Raw genomic sequence first — 15,899 nt, 5'->3', positions numbered from 1 at the left:
ACCCCGATGTGGACGCCGCCACGCCGGTGTGAGGGAAGAGATCTTGGCGCCCCCTTGACCGTTCCTTGACGCAAGGGGGGTCCGCGTCACTCCGCGAGAACGCCGTCGACCAGCTCCTTCGCCGACTCCAGCACCTGGGCCACATGCTCCTCGCCGCGGAAGGACTCGGCGTAGATCTTGTAGATGTCCTCGGTGCCGGAGGGCCGGGCCGCGAACCAGGCCGACTCGGTGGAGACCTTGAGCCCGCCGATCGCCCCGCCCGCGGGGGCCTCGGTGATCGCCGAGGTGATCGACTCCCCCGCGAGCTCGGTCGCGGTGACCTGCTCGGGGCTGAGCGCGGCGAGCTTCGCCTTCTGGGTGCGATCCGCGGGGGCGTCGATCCGGGAGTAGGCGCTCGCGCCGAAGCGCTCGACCAGCTCGCCGTGGAGCACGCTCGGCGAACGGCCCGTGACTGCGAGCATCTCCGAGGCGAGCAGGGCGAGGATGATGCCGTCCTTGTCGGTCGTCCACACCGAGCCGTCGCGGCGCAGGAAGGACGCGCCCGCGCTCTCCTCCCCGCCGAAGCCGACCGAGGAGTCGATCAGGCCTGGGACGAACCACTTGAAGCCGACCGGCACCTCGAAGAGCTCCCGGCCGAGCGACTCGGCGACCCGGTCGATCAGTCGCGAGGAGACCAGGGTCTTGCCGACCTTCGCGGCGGCGGGCCACTCGGGGCGGTTGCCGAACAGGTAGTGGATCGCGGTCGCCAGGTAGTGGTTGGGGTTCATCAGGCCGGCGTCCGGGGTGACGATGCCGTGGCGGTCCGAGTCCGCGTCGTTGCCGGTCGCGATGTCGTACTGATCGCGCTTCTCGAGCAGCGAGGCCATCGCCCACGGGCTCGAGCAGTCCATGCGGATCTTGCCGTCCTTGTCCAGGGTCATGAACGCCCACTGGGGGTCGACCTCGGGGTTGACGACGGTGAGGTCGAGGTCGTGCATCTCGCTGATCTCGGCCCAGTAGTCCACCGCCGCGCCGCCCAGCGGGTCCGCGCCGATCCGGACCCCGGCGCGGCGGATCGCGTCGAGGTCCACGACCGACGGCAGATCCTCGACGTAGGTGTGCAGGTAGTCGTAGCGACCCGCCTCCTGGAGCGCCTTCTGGCGCCCCGCCCGTCGGACCTCGCGCAGGCCGCCGCGCAGCAGCGCGTTGGCGCGATCGGCGATCCAGCCCGTCGCGTCGGACCCGGCGGGGCCGCCGTGGGGCGGGTTGTACTTGAAGCCGCCGTCGCGCGGCGGGTTGTGGCTGGGGGTGACGACGATGCCGTCGGCCCGGCCCGGATCCTCCGCAGACCGCCCGCGGTTGTGGACCAGGATCGCGTGCGAGACCGCCGGGGTGGGGGTGTAGCCGTCGCGGGCGTCGACCAGGACGGAGACCTCGTTGCCCGCGAGGACCTCGAGCGCCGTGTCGAAAGCCGGTCGGGAGAGGGCGTGGGTGTCGCGGCCGATGAACAGGGGCCCACGAATGCCCTGCGCCGCCCGGTACTCCACGATCGCCTGCGTGGTCGCGGCGATGTGGTCCTCGGTGAAGCGGGTGTCGAGGGAGGAGCCGCGGTGCCCGGATGTCCCGAAGGACACCGCCTGGTCCGGGTCGTCCGCATCGGGGTGGCGATCGTAGTAGGCGTCGAGCAGGGCGTCGACGTCGACGAGATCCTCGGGAAGAGCCTTCTGTCCGGCGCGGGGGTGCATCATCACCACTCCATCCTCATTGGGGGTCGCAGCGCCACTGTAGGTCAGGAGCGGGGATCGCGACGCCGATGGCCCGGAGGACGGGACGCGCCGATCAGCTGCGGCGGCTGCGCACGAGCAGGACGATGCCGACGATGGTCAGCACCAGCCCGACGAGGCCCGCGACGACCCCGATGATCGGGCCCACGAGCATCGGCACCGCGACGCCGAAGACGCCGATGGGGCCGAGGTAGACGGCGCCCTCCGTGCCCGTGCAGCTGAGGGTCGCGGTGGTCTCCTCGACCGCGACCACGCCGAAGCGCTGCTCGTAGACGGTCCCGTCGGCGAGCTGGACCTCGCCCGAGGACGGGGCCTGCGAGATCGCCCCCGGGGTCGCGGACTGGGCCGTGCACTCCGCCGTCGCGACATCCGCCGCGGGCACGTAGACCATCACCATCTGGCCCGAGCCGAGTTCGACGTCCGTGCCGGAGGCCTCGATCGGGATCGGCTGGCCGCCGATGTCGTCGACCACGGCGCCGACGCCCCAGAGCAGCCCGCCGATCGTCGCGATCGGGGCGACCACCACGAGCAGCACCAGGCCGATGATCAGCGGCCACAGTCCGCGGCGACGGCGCGGGGCACCGGGTGCGGACGGACCCGGCGCGGAGGCGGGCAGAGGACCGGTCACCGGTCCGACGGCCGGGGTCCACCCGTCGGGGGCAGCGGGACCGGGGGTGCCGGAGGGCGCGGAGGCCGAGTGGAAGGACGGCGCGGAGGCCGACGGGCCGGGCTGCGCGGGGCCGGGCAGGCCGTAGGACGGCCGCCGGCGATCGTTCGGCGGCGTGGACTCGGCGTCGGACATCGGGCCTCCTTCGGGCAACGGGCGCGACCAGCCTACCGGCCGTCCCTGCAGGCCGCGCTCAGGCCGGGAGCTCAGACCAGGGGCAGCTCGCGCAGGACCGCGGCGATCGATCCTGCGATCACCGCCGTCGCGATCGGGGTCATCACCCAGATGCCCACCATGGTCCGGGCGACGTTCCAGCGCACCTGCCGCGGCCCCATCGCCACGCCGGCCCCGATCACGCTCGAGGCGAGGCTGTGCGAGGAGGACATGGGGAACTCGAGCCCGATCGCACCGAGCCCCATCAGCCCTGCCGAGGTGGACTCCGCGGCGAGCCCCTGGGAGGCGGAGAGGTCCGTGAGGCGGCGGCCGATGGTGCGGATGATCCGGTGCCCGCCCATGAAGGTCCCCGCCGCCATCGCGAGGGCGATCGGCAGCATCAGCACGAGCGAGGCGCCCGTCGGCAGACCGAGGGGGATCACGGCGATCGCGACGACGGCGAGCGGGATGCGCGAGTCGGCGATGCCGTGCCCGGTCGCGACGAGCCCCGCCGTCACGGTCTGCGCGAAGCGCACGTGGTCGATCCGGACCCGCTGGGTTCGGATCAGGGCGAGCAGGGCCTGCATCACCGCGAAGGAGATCCCGATCGCCAGCAGCGGGCCCACCACGGAGATCGCGAGGATCGTCGCGAACCGCCCCCAGGGGGCGGACGATCCGACGATGAGCGAGACCCCGAGCACACCGCCGAAGAACGAGTGCCAGGTGGAGGAGGGCATGCCCATCCACCAGGTGAGGACCTCCCAGGCGAGGGTCGCCGTGATGATCGCCAGCAGGCAGAGGGCGAGGACGTCCGGGGCGTCCACCAGCTGCGCGGCGAGCGGCTCGAGGCCGAGCAGGTGCAGCGCCCAGGGCAGCGACAGGCCGATCATCGCCATGCCCAGCAGGGCGCCCAGCAGGTTGAGGATCGCGGCCATGCCGAGCGCGGTGGACTCCCGCAGCGAGCGGGTGGTGATCGCGGTGGAGACGGCGTTCGAGGCGTCGTGGAAGCCGTTGTAGTAGGCCATCACGAGAGCCAGCAGCACCACCAGGCTCAGCAGGAGGGGGCTCACTCAGGAGTCCTTCACGCGCAACAGGTCGACGATGCGCGCCGTCTGCTCCTGCAGCTCGAGGGTGCGCCGGACGGAGAGGGCGACGTCGTGGAGGGGGAGCACCTCGCCCGCCGCGCCGCCGCGCCGGTACAGCTCCGCGAGGGCCTGGCGCACGAGGCGATCGCCCTGGCGCTTGAGCTTGCGGGTCTGCGGATAGTAGTCGCCCATCTCGCTCACCGCGCTCAGCTTCCACGAGGCGGAGACGGTCAGCTCGGCCGCCCGCTCGATGCCGGTGGCGGCTTCCAGCAGCGGCGTGGGGAGGGTGCCGACGCGGGTCCCGGCGAGCAGCTCGCCGGTGTGCTCCATCGCGTCGAGGGTGTCGGCCATGGTGAGCGCGAGGTCGTACAGCAGCTCGGCCTCATAGGGGGTGACCAGGGATTCCGCGAGACGCTGGGCGATGCGCCGGGTGAGCTCCTCGGCGCGCGTGGACTGGTCGTGCAGGCGCGGCGCGATGCGCACGCGATCGCGGTGCCCCTGGCCGATGAGCTTCGAGTGGGTGTCCGCGGACTGGACCAGCAGCTCGGCAAGCTCGCCGAAGAGGTCGTACATCGGGCGCTCGATCCGCCGCGCGAAGAACGCCACCGATCTTCGTCCCTCCTCGCGCCCGCGGCGCTCTCACGGCCCTGACGGGCGGTCCTGACGGATGGTGAAGCTGAGGCGCCGGACCGGGATGCGCCTGTCGGCGCGAAGGCCGCTCGAAGCGGCAAATGTTGGAGCCCGGGGCAACCGCGGCCCGGCGCCCGGCCATCGTAGGGCACGTGGCCCCCCGGCGCAGGGTCGCAGGTCGGTGGGCATGACGAGCGCCACGCCGCGGCCGGCTCACTCCAGGTGGCCGGCCTCCGCCTGGCGTCCCGCGGCCGTCAGCTCCTCGCCGGTGGAGAGCAGGCGCTCGGCCTGCCGCGTGCGCCGGTCGTCGGGGTCCTCGTCGGCCAGCTGGGCGGTGCCGTGGGCGACCAGCGTCGCGACCGCCCCGGCGCGGCGCAGCGCGAGCCCCAGGTCGCCGGTGAACGCTCCGCGCAGGATGTCGTCCATCGTCCGCTGCACCTGCTCCACGTCCGGGGGCTCGGCGAAGCCCGAGAGATAGCGCAGCCCGGGGATCGTGCGGGAGCCCGCTCGGTACCGGCGCACCACGTCCTCGCCGCTCTGGCGCACCCAGGTGTGCAGCACGTAGAGCCGCCACAGCGCGCCCGGCAGGGAGGTGGCCGGCGAGCCCGACCAGAGGGCGGCGAGATCCGAGAGGCCGTCCTCGGCGGCCAGGCGCAGCACCCGCTCCACCACCTCCGGGTCGGAGCTGTGGAACACGCCGTCGAGCAGGGCGGCCGCGGAGTCGTGGGCAAGATCCGTCGACGCCGCCGGATCGGGCTCGCCGGGGATCGCCTCGGCCGTGGAGGCGAACAGCGGGGCGGGGCGGCGGAAGCGGGGCGAGGAGCTGGATCCGGGGGAGGACATGCCCCGCACTGTACGACTCCGTCGGACGCCTGCGACTCCCGGCCGCTGTGCGTACGCTGGGAGCATGACCATCCCCCGGCAGATCGGCCCCGAGACGGGCCCGCGCACGGCCCTGCCCGACTACTCGCGCAGCAGCGCGACCGTCGAGCGGATGGTCGCGCAGCTCGACGGTCCCCGCCGCCGCCCCGGGGGAGGCAACCGACAGGTGCGGGCGCTGCTGCCCGCCGCCGCCATGCGCGACACGCTGCTGCGGGGCGCCATCGGGGTGCTCGCCCTCGGTGTCGCCCTCGCGGCGCTGATCGGGGTGATCGCCGTCTGGCTGACCGTGCCGGAGGGGCACTCCCCGGACATCGGCCGGCTCCTTCTCATGCTCACCCTCGCGCTGCTCGCCCTGATCGTGGGCCTGCTCGGACTGCGCTTCGCCTGGGTGGCGCTCGCGACCGCCCGCGCCCGCGTCGAGATCGGCGAGGACTCCCTGCTCGTGGTCGGTGCGCTGCGCTCCCGGCGCGTGCCCTGGGACGAGATCCTCGCGATCGAGTCCCGGGTGGTGCATCCGGTGCACTGGCTCACCGCGGCGCTGCGCCTGCGCGACGGCTCGCGCGTGCTCATGCCGGCCTTCGACCGGCACATCTGGTCCTACTCCCGGCCGACGGGGGAGGACGTCCGCGGGCTCCGCCGGGAGCTGCACGAGCGGGAGCTCGCCCGGCACCCCCGCCGCTGAGGCGACCCGACCCCATCCCCGGAAGGAGCGCCCGTGGAAGCGCTGATGATGACCCTCGGCTCCGGCTGGGTGAGCGGGATCCGTCCCTACTTCATGATCTTCCTGCTCGGCCTGTCCGGGCGGCTGTTCGACCTGGAGCAGGTGCCGGGCGTCCTCCAGCGCACCGATCTGCTGGTGATCACCGGGATCCTGCTGGTGGTCGATCTCGCGGCGGACAAGATCGCCTTCCTCGACTCCTTCTGGGACCAGCTGCACACCGTGGTCCGGCCGATCGCGGGCGGTGCGATCGGCTTCCTGCTCGGCGGCGAGACGGACACCACCACCGCGATCGTCATGGCCGTGCTGGGCGCGGCCACGGCCTTCGGGGCGCACTCGGCGAAGGCCACCGCCCGGGCGGTCGTCAACGTCTCCCCGGAGCCGGTCAGCAATGCGCTGGTCTCCACCGGCGAGGACGTCGCCGCGGTGGTGATGGGTCTGCTCACGATCCTGCTGCCCGCGCTCGCGGCGGTGCTGGCCCTCGTGCTCCTCGGCCTCGGCATCTGGCTGATCGTGCGGCTGCGCCGCGCCTACCGGGACCTGCGCGACCGGCTGCGCGCCTCCCGCGCCGACCGCGCGCGCCCCTGAGGCGCGGCGAAAACTCCGCTCAGCGGGCGGGCGCCGCGCTCGTGCCCTCGTCCCACAGCGCCGCGACCGCCGCGGCGACCTTGTCGCGCGGCAGGTCGGAGACGCTCAGGACCCCCTCCTCGTCCAGCGGCAGGTGCCCGAGCCGCCAGGCGCCGCTCGACTCGACGTGCATCATCATCGGCACCTGCTCCGACGGGTCCGCGAGGTCGGTGCGGCGCAGCGAGACGGTGCGCTCGGCCCCGTCGTCGAGGAAGGCGTTGACGATGTCGGCGATGGAGTCCGGGACGACCGCCGGGTCCGGCAGGGCGGTGACCTGGAAGGAGTCCAGCTCGTCCTGGGTGAGCATGAGGACCGCCCGGTCCGCCTTGACGACGAAGGCCATCCGCATCGCGGGGCCCTCCGAGAGCGCGATCCCGAGCCAGCGGTCCGCGGAGGTCAGGGCGGTCGCCACGATCTGGCCCTCCTCGCCGAGCGCCCACTGCCCTTCGCCGGAGCGCTCGACCTTGCCGCGGGCGCGCAGCCCCGAGGACACCGCCGCCGTGACGAACTCCCGCGCCTCCTCGGGGGCGGAGCGCAGCCCGATCTGCTCCCGCGTGATGCGCCCGCTCTCGGTGTCGCGCAGCCCCAGCATGAAGTCGATCTCGTAGGCGGTGTAGACCACCACCGGATCCTGGTCCTGCTCGTGGCGCGCGGTCGTGCTGGTCTCGCTCATCGATCCCCCTGAACTTGTGGTGTCTTCCCCGGAAGCATGGCAGAGGCGGCGGCGTCGGTCACCTTCGCGCCGATATCCTCAGCGGATGAACAGCTCGCGGCAGGAAGCCCATGACCTCGGCGGGGACAGCGCCCGCGCGGTGTACCGGGATCTGCTGCGCTTCGGGCCCCGCTCCCGCAGCGGCCTCTCCGCGCGCCTCGGCCTCTCGGCGCCGACCGTCACCCGCGTCACGCGCGACCTGCTCGAGGGCGGGCACCTGCACCCGCTGGACACGGTGCCGCTCGCGAAGGGGCGCCCGCAGGAGCCGCTCGACATCGAGGAGAACCTCGGGCCGCGCTTCGTGGGGGTCAAGGCGACGGCCGACGAGATCCACGCCGTGGTCACCACCGTGCGCGGCAACCGGCTCGAGGAGCTCGTGCTCCCGCATGCGGCGTCCGGCCCCGAGGACCTGCTCGAGGCGATCAGCGCCCCGGTCGAGGCGCTCGTCGCGGCCCATCCGCGGGTGATCGGGGTGGGGGTGAGCCTCGGTGCCCGCGTCGCCGGGCGGCGCTCGGTGCTCTCGTCCTCGCTCCTGCACTGGGACGAGCCGGTGGACGTCGGCGGGCTCCTCGGGGCGCGCCTCGGCCTCCCCGTGACCGTCGAGAACGACCTCTTCGCGATGGTGCAGGGCCTGCACTGGTTCGGGGTGGGCCGCGCCTACCGCTCCTTCTGCGTGCTCACCGTCGGCGCCGGCGTCGCGATCGGCAGCGTGATCGACGGTCGCCTCGTCGAGGGGCGCAGCCATCTCGCGGGGCTCACCGAGCAGCTGCCCGCGCGGGTCGGGCCCGACGGCGCCGTCCTCACCCTCGGAGAGGTGGCGCGCCTGGACGCCCTGCTCGACGCGGCACGCCGCCGCGGCCTCCTCACCCCCGAGGACGGGCTCGAGGCGCTCCGCGAGCTGTTGCGCGCGGAGGAGCCGGGGGCTCGAGGCCTCGTCGCGGATCTCGCCCGCGACCTCGCCCGGACCGCCTCCGCGCTGGTCGCGGTGCTGGATCCCGAGGCCCTGCTCATCGGCGGCGAGACCGTCGACCTCGTGCGCGAGGCCGACGGGCTCTTCGAGGAGGTGCTGCGCACCGCGGTGCACCCCGTCCAGCGGGATCTGGTGATCCGGCTGCTCTCCGGCGACTTCGACGACTGGGCGCGCGGCGCCGCGGTCATCGCGATCCAGCAGCACGTGGGCGTGCCCGCCTGACCCCGATGACCGCGACGTCGCGCGATCCCTTCAGCCGAACAGGGCGTTGACCCGCTCGTTGTAGGCGGCGAAGTCCGCGCCGCCGATCCGCCGCATCCAGCACTCGTCGAAGGCCGGCTGCATGATCGACGCGATCGCCGCGGAGTTCTCCACCAGCGGGTACAGGCCCGTCTCCCCGGCCTCCACCCGGTCGGTGAAGGCGGTGACGTCCAGGCCCCGCTCGGCGTAGGAGGCGATGGCCGCCTCGGTGCCGACGTCCGTCGCGGGGAAGAACGGGGCGCGGTCGCCGATGATCTGCTGCGCCTCGTCGGAGGCGAGGAAGGCGATCAGCCGCGACGCCTCCTCCTGGTGCTCCGACTGCGCGGCGATCGAGTCGCCGAGACCGTTGAACATCGACATCGGCGTGCCCGCCGGTCCCGTGGGCAGCGGGGCGATCCCGAGGTCCACGCCCTCGAGGTTCGCCCAGGTGGTGATCATCCACGAGCCCGCCAGCCCCAGGGCGGCCCGGCCCGACTGCACCTGGGTCTGCAGGGGGCTGGAGTCCCCGAACATGCCCAAGGGCGGGAAGAGCCCCTTGTCCACGAGGCCGAAGTACCAGTCCATCGTCGCCGCGAAGCGGTCGTCGTCGTAGTGGAAGGCGGTGCCCCAGGTGTCGGCGTCGGTGAAGGTCCACCCCGTGGCGAGCGCGAAGGCTGACCAGGAGGTCTGGCCGACGTAGTCGATGCCGGCGTCGGCGCCCAGGCCGTAGCGCGCCACGCGCGTCGGATCGAAGCCGTCCTCGTCCCCGCGCACACCGTTCTCGTCGACCGTGAGCCGGGCGAGCAGGCGCTCGAAGGAGCCGCCGTCCTCGGGATTCCAGTCGAGGCCCGCGAGGTCCTCCTCCGAAAGCCCCTCCTCCTCGAGCATGTTCTTGTCGTAGAGCACGGCGATGGTGTCGTAGTCCTTGGGGATGCCGTACCGCTTCCCGTCCTGCCCGGTCCACAGCTCCTGCAGACCGTCCTGGAAACGGTCGGCGGTGACCTCGGCGAGCGGTGCGAGGTCGTCGAGCGGGGCGATCACCCCGAGCTTCACGAACTCGGGATAGCGGGCCAGATGGTCCGCGAAGGCGTCGGGGCCGGCGCCCGCGACGAAGCCCGCCGTGAGCTTCGTCCAGTAGTCGTCCCAGCCCAGCTGGGTGACGCGCACGAAGACGTCGGGGTTCTGCGCCATGAAGGCGTCGATCGCGGCGGAGTAGGCGGGCAGCTGGTTCGCGTCCCACAGCCAGTAGTCGATCTCGGTGGCACCGGGCGGGGCGGCGCTCGTCCCGCAGGAGGCGAGCGAGACGGTGCCCGCGGCGCCGGCGGCGAGGGCCGCGGAACCGGCGAGCAGGCGCCGACGGGACAGGCCGCCGCGGCGCGGGTGGTGGGTCGATGCAGTCATCTCGGGCACCTCACTTGATCCCGCTGAAGCCGATGGAGTTCACGATCTTCTTCGCGAACAGCGCGAAGAGGATCAGCATGGGCGCGGCCGCGACCAGGGTCGCCGCCATCAGCCCGGACCAGTCCGGTCCCGTGCCCGGGGCCTGGGCGCGGAAGACGCCGAGGGCCACCGTGAGCACCCGGGACTGGTCGGTGTAGGAGACCATCAGCGACCAGAAGTACTCGTTCCAGGCCGACATGTAGGTCAGCAGCGCGAGCGTCGCGAGCGGCGCCGAGGACATCGGCAGGATCAGGGTGAAGAACACCCGCGCCTTGCTCGCCCCGTCGATCAGCGCCGCCTCCTCCACCTCGCGGGAGATGTTGTTGAAGAACTGGCGCAGGAAGAAGATCGCGAAGCTCGAGATGAACAGCGTGGGCAGCATGATCCCCAGCAGCGTGTCCACCAGGCCCAGGTTCTTGATGAGGATGAAGTTGGGCAGCAGGGTGAAGATCTGCGGGATCATCAGCGAGCCGAGGAAGATCAGGAAGACCGTGTCCCGCCCGCGCCAGCGCAGCCGCGAGAAGGCGTAGGCCGCCATCGCGCAGGAGAAGGTCTGCACCACGGTGATCGTGGTCGCCACGATCACCGAGTTCAGCAGGTAGCGCCAGAAGTTGATCGAGGCGCCCGAGCCGCCCTGCGAGATCGCGGTCTCCACGTCCTGCAGGCCGAAGACCCGCTCGAAACCGCCGGTGTTCAGACCCACGGGCAACAGGCTCGCGGGATCCGTGGCCAGGGCGTTGTTGCTGGACAGCGCGGTGCGCAGCATCCAGTAGAAGGGGAACAGGGTGATCAGCAGGAAGATCACCATCACGGCCCAGGCCGCGATCTTCCCCCAGGGGATCGCGCGGCGGGGGCGGTGCGCCATCGACGTCGTGGTCATCGCACTCTCCTCTCAGTCCAGGTCCGACTGGCCGGCACGGCTCATCCAGTACTGCGCGAAGGTGATCACCATGAGGATCACCAGCAGCGCGACGGACAGCGCGGAGGCGTAGCCGAACTCGTACTGGGCGAAGGCGTTCTCGTAGATGTACATCTGCAGCACCTTCGAGGCGTCGGCGGGGCCGCCCTGGGTGGTGACCGAGATGGTGTCGAACACCTGGAAGGACCCGATGATCGTCATGATCAGCACCAGCGCGAGGATCGGGCGCAGCAGCGGCAGGGTGATGCGGCGGAACATCGCGATCTCCCCGGCGCCCTCGGTGCGCGCGGCCTCGTAGAGGTGGGCGGGGATCGACTGCAGGCCCGCGAAGAGCAGCAGCGCGGTGTAGCCCATGTGCCGCCACACGTTCACCAGGGCGACCGTCGGGATCACCCAGGTCTCGTTGGCCCAGAAGGAGATCGGGTCGAAGCCGATCCCCTGCAGGAAGATGTTGACGATGCCCAGCTGGGTGTCGAGGATCCACAGGAACACGATCGCGGCGACCACGTTGGAGACCAGGTACGGGGCGAGCACCAGGGAGCGCAGCACGGTGGACTGCGTCAGCCGCTGCATGAGCACGGCGATCACCAGCGCCACGATCGTCTGGATGCCGATGTTGAGGATGACGTACCAGACCGTCACCTTCAGCGAGTTCCAGAAGACCGGGTCGGTGAGCAGTCGGCTGTAGTTGTCCAGGCCCACCCACTGCGGCGGGGTCAGCGTCGTGTACTCGGTGAACGAGTAGTACAGCCCGGTCAGCAGCGGCCAGACCAGGAAGACCAGCAGGCCGAGCGAGGCGGGCGCGATGAACAGCAGCGCCAGCTTCGTGTCGTCCTTCCGGTGGCGTCGGCGGGGGGCCGACGGGGCGGTGCCCCGCGGCGGATCCGCCTCGGTGGTGATGGTGGACATCGTCGTCCTCTCTCCGGGGTGGGTGGGGGTCGGTGGGGTCAGGGTCGAGGCGAGCCCGAGGGGAGCGCTTCGACCTCGAGCAGGAAGGCGGTCTCGGGAGCCATGACGGGGGCGGCGAGGCCCGTGCGCACGAGCACGGAGCCGGGGACGTCCATGTGGTCGATGAGCTCGGGCGGCCCGTAGCCGCGGCCGCGGCCGTCGGCGGCGGGGTCGACGCCCTGCCGCGCCCAGGCGGGCCAGGTGTACCCCGTGGGCGCCGGGCCGATCCGGTGCAGGTGCACCCGGTAGGGGCGTTCCGGGTCCAGCCCGGGAAGGCGCAGGGCGCCGACGGGGGCGATGTCGGGGGTGTCGACGGCGGTCACGGTGAACAGGCCGCGATCGCGGGCGGGGGAGAGCACCCCGGTGATCCAGATGCTGTCCTGGCCGCGATCGGCGCGGACCAGGTCGCCCGTGAACAGCAGGTCGCGGTGCTCCTTGTGGAGGGCGATCCAGGTGCGCAGCTCCTCGAGCTCCGCGTCGCTCGCCTGGCGCAGATCCCATTCGATGCCGAGATGGCCGAGCAGGGCGCTCGCGGCGCGGAAGGAGAGCGAATGCAGCCGGCCGGTGGTGTGGGAGGCCCCCGAGGCGATGTGGCTGCCCATCAGCTCGAGCGGCACCAGCTGGGCGGTCCAGCGGTTCATGGTCGCGCGCTCGAGCGGGTCGATGCAGTCGGAGACCCAGATCCGGTCCGCGCGCTCGAGGATGCCGAGGTCGACGCGGGCGCCGCCCGAGGAGCAGGACTCGATCTCGAGACTCGGATGAGCGGCCTTGAGGCTGTCCCACAGCCGGTACAGCGCGAGGGTCTGCGCATGGACGGCCGCGGCGCCGGTGGCCTGGGTCGCGGCCTCGACGAGGTCGCGGTTGTGGTCCCACTTGATGTACGCGATGTCGTACTCGGTCAGCAGGGCGTCGATCGCGTCGTGGATGTGCTGCCACGCGGCGGGGATCGAGAGGTTCAGGACCTGCTGGTGCCGGGCCGGCAGCGGCATCCGCGCGGGGGACGGGGCCATGATCCAGTCGGGGTGGGCGCGGGCGAGATCGGAGTCGGGGCTGATCATCTCCGGCTCGAACCACAGCCCGAACTGCATCCCGAGGCCCGTCACGTGATCGATCAGCGGGCCCAGGCCATCGGGCCAGACCTCCTGCGAGACGGTCCAGTCGCCGAGCCCGGTGGAGTCGTCGCGGCGCGAGCCGAACCAGCCGTCGTCCAGCACGAAGCGTTCGACGCCGAGGTCCGCAGCGCGGTCGGCGAGCTCGGAGAGCACGGCGAGGTCGTGGTCGAAGTAGACGGCCTCCCAGACGTTGAGGGTGACGGGGCGGCGGGTGTCGGGATAGGGGAGGCCGCCGTGCTCCTCCCGCGCGCGGAGGTGCGCGTGGAAGCGGTGGGCGATCGCGTCCAGGCCCGCGGCGGAGTGGGCGCCGTACAGCCACGGGGAGGCGAGGGAGGCGCCGGGGTCGAGCCGGCCCTCGCCGGGCAGGAGCAGCTCGCCGCCGCCGATCACCTGCACCCCCGCGGAGAGCCGCTCGGCGAGGTGGACATGGTTGCCGGAGAAGGCGGTGTGCACGGCCCAGATCTCGCCGGAGGAGAAGTCGAAGCCGGAGGTCCCCAGGTGCAGCAGGTGTGCGGCATCCGCCCCCGTGCGCCCACGCCGGTTCTCGCGCAGGTGCGTGCCGGTGACCATGGCGCGCCGCTGGGGAGCGCGCTCCTTGGTCCAGCGGCCGCCGAAGTCGAGGATCTGATCGGCGTCCAGCGGGACCGGCAGCACCGGGGTGAGGTGCTGGACCGTGTAGGCGTCGGAGCCGGTGTTCGTGACCTCGGCGCGGACCCGCACCAGCCCCGAGGGGAGCAGTTCGACCTCGAGCAGCGCCCCGAGGAGGAGCTCCTCGTCGACGAGATCGAAGCGCACGAGCGCGGGGCCGGTCTCGACGGCCTCGTCCGCGCCGGGGACGAGGTCGCGCGCGGCGCCGCCCTCGGTGATCCGCACGCCGAGGGCGCGGAGCCGCGGGGCGGTGCCGGAGCCGTCGTCCCGGGCACCGGTCAGGCCCGGTCGGCCCAGCCAGCCGTCGGCGTTCTGGGGGAGCAGGCCGGTGCGCAGCGGCACGTCCGGTCCGTTGCTGGAGATCGCGGGGGTGGTGACGGCGAAGAGGGCGGAGAGCCCCGAGGCGTCGAGGGGGCCGAGGTCCGAGCCCCAGTGCAGGATCGCGGGGATGCGCCCGCCGGTGGTGTCGAGCACGAGGGACACCCCGGCCGCGCGGAGGTGGAGGCGGTGGGTGCGGGGATCGGCAGGCATCGGCGCTCTTCCTGATCGGGGGACTGCAGGGGGTGGCGGGGTCGGGGACCGGGACCGTCGCTGGTCGATCCGACCATTTACTTACGCCTCGAAAGTAAACCCCCTCCGCCGCGGCGTCAAGGCTGGCCCGCGCGCCAGCATCCGGGCACCTGCTGCGCCTGCTTCCTGCGGGGCTACCCTGGCCTCTCCCCTCCGAGACGGCAGGAGCCGACCGATGATCTTCACCCAGTCCTCGAAGCTGCGCGATGTGTGCTACGAGATCCGAGGACCGGTCCCCGCCGAGGCAGCCCGCATGGAGGCCGAGGGGCACAAGATCCTCAAGCTCAACATCGGCAACCCCGCGCCCTTCGGCTTCGAGGCGCCCGACGAGATCCTCGTCGACATGATCCGGAACCTGCCCACCGCCCAGGGCTACTCCGACTCCAAGGGCATCCTCCCGGCCCGCCGCGCGGTCGCGCAGTATTACCAGACCAAGGGCATGCCGGGCATGGAGCTCGACGACATCTACCTCGGCAACGGCGTCTCCGAGCTGATCCAGATGACCTGCCAGGCGCTCGTCGACGACGGTGACGAGGTGCTCGTGCCCGCGCCCGACTACCCGCTGTGGACCGCCTCGATCGCGCTCGCCGGCGGCCGCGCCGTGCACTACCGCTGCGACGAGGAGCAGCAGTGGTGGCCCGACGTCTCCGACATCGCCGACAAGGTCACGCCGCGCACCAAGGCGATCGTCGTCATCAACCCCAACAACCCCACCGGCGCCGTCTATCCCGAGCACGTGCTGCGGGATATCGTCGAGGTGGCCCGCAAGCACGGGCTGATGATCCTGGCCGACGAGATCTACGACAAGATCCTCTATGACGACGCGGTCCACACCCATGTCGCGAAGCTCGCCCCGGACCTGCTCACGATCACCTTCAACGGCCTGTCCAAGGCGTACCGGGTGGCGGGCTTCCGCGCCGGCTGGATGGCGCTCTACGGCCCGAAGGAGCATGCGACCAGCTTCATCGAGGGCCTCGACGTGCTCTCGAACATGCGCCTGTGCCCGAACGTCCCGGCACAGCACGTCGTGGCGACCGCGCTCGGCGGCTATCAGAGCGTGGGCGAGCTGCTGCTCCCGGGCGGGCGGCTGCGCGAGCAGCGCGACGTCGCCTACGAGGGCCTCAGCGCGATCGACGGCGTGAGCGTCGTGAAGGCCTCCGGGGCGCTCTACATGTTCCCGCGCATCGACCGCGAGATGTACCGGCTCGAGGACGACGAGCAGTTCGCCTACGACCTGCTCCGCTCCAAGAAGCTGCTGGTCAACCACGGCACCGGCTTCAACTATCCCGAGCCGGACCATCTGCGGCTGGTCACCCTGCCGCAGGCCGATGTGCTCGCCGACGCGGTCGACCGGATCGCCGACCACCTGGCCTCGATCCGCCGCTGAGGCCTCCCGCGCGGCCCCCGGCCTCAGCGCAGCAGCAGGCCGAGGACCGTGGCGATCACGGCCAGCAGCGGCAGCCCGCCCTGCTTCACGGCGGCCGCGCGGTGCGCGGGCGAGCTCAGCAGCAGCACGGTCGCGGCGGCGAGCATCGAGCCCGTCCCCGCGAGCGACAGCGTGGCCCCGACCGTCACGCCGCCCGCGAGGACCAGCACCGCGCCGAGCGCCGCGAGCACGGCGAGGAACAGGTTGTAGAAGCCCTGGTTGAAGGCCAGGGCGCGGGTCGCGGCGATCTCCTCCGGGCTCTGCGCGCCGAACACCTTCTGCGCCTGGGGCCCGCCCCAGGCGAGCGACTCCAGGCGGAAGATGACGACGTGGAGCGCGGCCGCGGCGAGGGCCAGGACGGAACCGAGGACGAGCACGAGGGCCTCCGG

Annotated in this window: 15 protein-coding genes; 4 read left to right on the top strand and 11 right to left on the bottom strand. The window is 72.2% G+C overall.

The features are described 5' to 3' along the window. Positions 1-86 precede the first annotated feature (86 nt). The 5 genes from pgm to ACZCAH_RS04035 all read right to left on the bottom strand — a co-directional run bounded on the left by pgm (position 87) and on the right by ACZCAH_RS04035 (position 5,141). Entirely contained in the window at positions 87-1,724 is a 1,638-nt protein-coding gene (gene pgm, locus ACZCAH_RS04055; RefSeq protein WP_464340257.1) for a phosphoglucomutase (alpha-D-glucose-1,6-bisphosphate-dependent), read from the bottom strand. Positions 1,725-1,818: 94 nt separating this feature from the next. After that, the gene (locus ACZCAH_RS04050; RefSeq protein WP_464339848.1) at positions 1,819-2,565 is read right to left on the bottom strand and encodes a hypothetical protein; all 747 of its coding nucleotides are present in this window, start codon (positions 2,563-2,565) and stop codon (positions 1,819-1,821) included. Between the two features lie 71 nt (positions 2,566-2,636). Next, entirely contained in the window at positions 2,637-3,653 is a 1,017-nt protein-coding gene (locus tag ACZCAH_RS04045) for an anion permease (protein ID WP_464339847.1), read from the bottom strand. Continuing rightward, positions 3,654-4,274, bottom strand: a complete 621-nt coding sequence (locus ACZCAH_RS04040; RefSeq protein WP_464339846.1) for a DUF47 domain-containing protein — start codon at positions 4,272-4,274, stop codon at positions 3,654-3,656. It abuts the gene before it with no gap. Between the two features lie 237 nt (positions 4,275-4,511). Further along, positions 4,512-5,141, bottom strand: coding sequence for a hypothetical protein (locus tag ACZCAH_RS04035; RefSeq protein WP_329750164.1), 630 nt, complete (start codon positions 5,139-5,141; stop codon positions 4,512-4,514). Between the two features lie 64 nt (positions 5,142-5,205). On the opposite strand from ACZCAH_RS04035, the gene ACZCAH_RS04030 reads away from it, so the two are divergent. Both ACZCAH_RS04030 and ACZCAH_RS04025 read left to right on the top strand, forming a co-directional pair. Next, positions 5,206-5,862, top strand: coding sequence for a PH domain-containing protein (locus ACZCAH_RS04030; RefSeq protein ID WP_464339845.1), 657 nt, complete (start codon positions 5,206-5,208; stop codon positions 5,860-5,862). Positions 5,863-5,895: 33 nt separating this feature from the next. Next, a complete protein-coding gene (locus ACZCAH_RS04025) occupies positions 5,896-6,486 on the top strand; it encodes a DUF4126 domain-containing protein (RefSeq protein WP_464339844.1) in 591 nt (196 codons plus the stop codon). 19 nt (positions 6,487-6,505) lie between these two features. On the opposite strand, the gene ACZCAH_RS04020 is transcribed toward ACZCAH_RS04025, so the two are convergent. Continuing rightward, on the bottom strand, positions 6,506-7,198 hold the full coding sequence (locus tag ACZCAH_RS04020) for a hypothetical protein (RefSeq protein ID WP_464339843.1): 693 nt from the start codon (positions 7,196-7,198) through the stop codon (positions 6,506-6,508). A gap of 85 nt (positions 7,199-7,283) precedes the next feature. Here ACZCAH_RS04020 and ACZCAH_RS04015 point away from each other — a divergent pair, with 85 nt between their 5' ends. Further along, positions 7,284-8,429: an ROK family protein gene (locus ACZCAH_RS04015; protein WP_464339842.1), complete on the top strand. Its 1,146-nt coding sequence runs from the start codon at positions 7,284-7,286 to the stop codon at positions 8,427-8,429. A 30-nt stretch (positions 8,430-8,459) separates the two neighbouring features. Here ACZCAH_RS04015 and ACZCAH_RS04010 read toward each other — a convergent pair whose 3' ends face one another. Genes ACZCAH_RS04010 through ACZCAH_RS03995 form a run of 4 tightly spaced genes read right to left on the bottom strand, consistent with a single transcriptional unit; the run spans position 8,460 to position 14,045 of the window. Further along, positions 8,460-9,848, bottom strand: a complete 1,389-nt coding sequence (locus ACZCAH_RS04010; RefSeq protein WP_464339841.1) for an ABC transporter substrate-binding protein — start codon at positions 9,846-9,848, stop codon at positions 8,460-8,462. Between the two features lie 10 nt (positions 9,849-9,858). Next, complete coding sequence (locus ACZCAH_RS04005; protein ID WP_464339840.1) at positions 9,859-10,767, bottom strand: carbohydrate ABC transporter permease; 909 nt, start codon at positions 10,765-10,767, stop codon at positions 9,859-9,861. Positions 10,768-10,779: 12 nt separating this feature from the next. Continuing rightward, positions 10,780-11,715 (bottom strand): carbohydrate ABC transporter permease, encoded by a 936-nt coding sequence (locus ACZCAH_RS04000; protein WP_464339839.1) that lies wholly within the window; start codon positions 11,713-11,715, stop codon positions 10,780-10,782. Between the two features lie 38 nt (positions 11,716-11,753). Then, on the bottom strand, positions 11,754-14,045 hold the full coding sequence (locus tag ACZCAH_RS03995; protein ID WP_464339838.1) for an alpha-galactosidase: 2,292 nt from the start codon (positions 14,043-14,045) through the stop codon (positions 11,754-11,756). Positions 14,046-14,259: 214 nt separating this feature from the next. On the opposite strand from ACZCAH_RS03995, the gene ACZCAH_RS03990 reads away from it, so the two are divergent. Next, complete coding sequence (locus ACZCAH_RS03990; protein ID WP_464339837.1) at positions 14,260-15,471, top strand: pyridoxal phosphate-dependent aminotransferase; 1,212 nt, start codon at positions 14,260-14,262, stop codon at positions 15,469-15,471. Between the two features lie 23 nt (positions 15,472-15,494). Here the strand turns inward: ACZCAH_RS03990 and ACZCAH_RS03985 are convergent, their stop codons facing one another. Further along, the gene (locus ACZCAH_RS03985; protein ID WP_464339836.1) at positions 15,495-15,887 is read right to left on the bottom strand and encodes a DUF1304 domain-containing protein; all 393 of its coding nucleotides are present in this window, start codon (positions 15,885-15,887) and stop codon (positions 15,495-15,497) included. Positions 15,888-15,899: the final 12 nt, after the last annotated feature.

Source organism: Brachybacterium sp. B718/18 (genome assembly GCF_055454375.1).
This window is presented reverse-complemented; position numbering and strand designations above follow the sequence as displayed.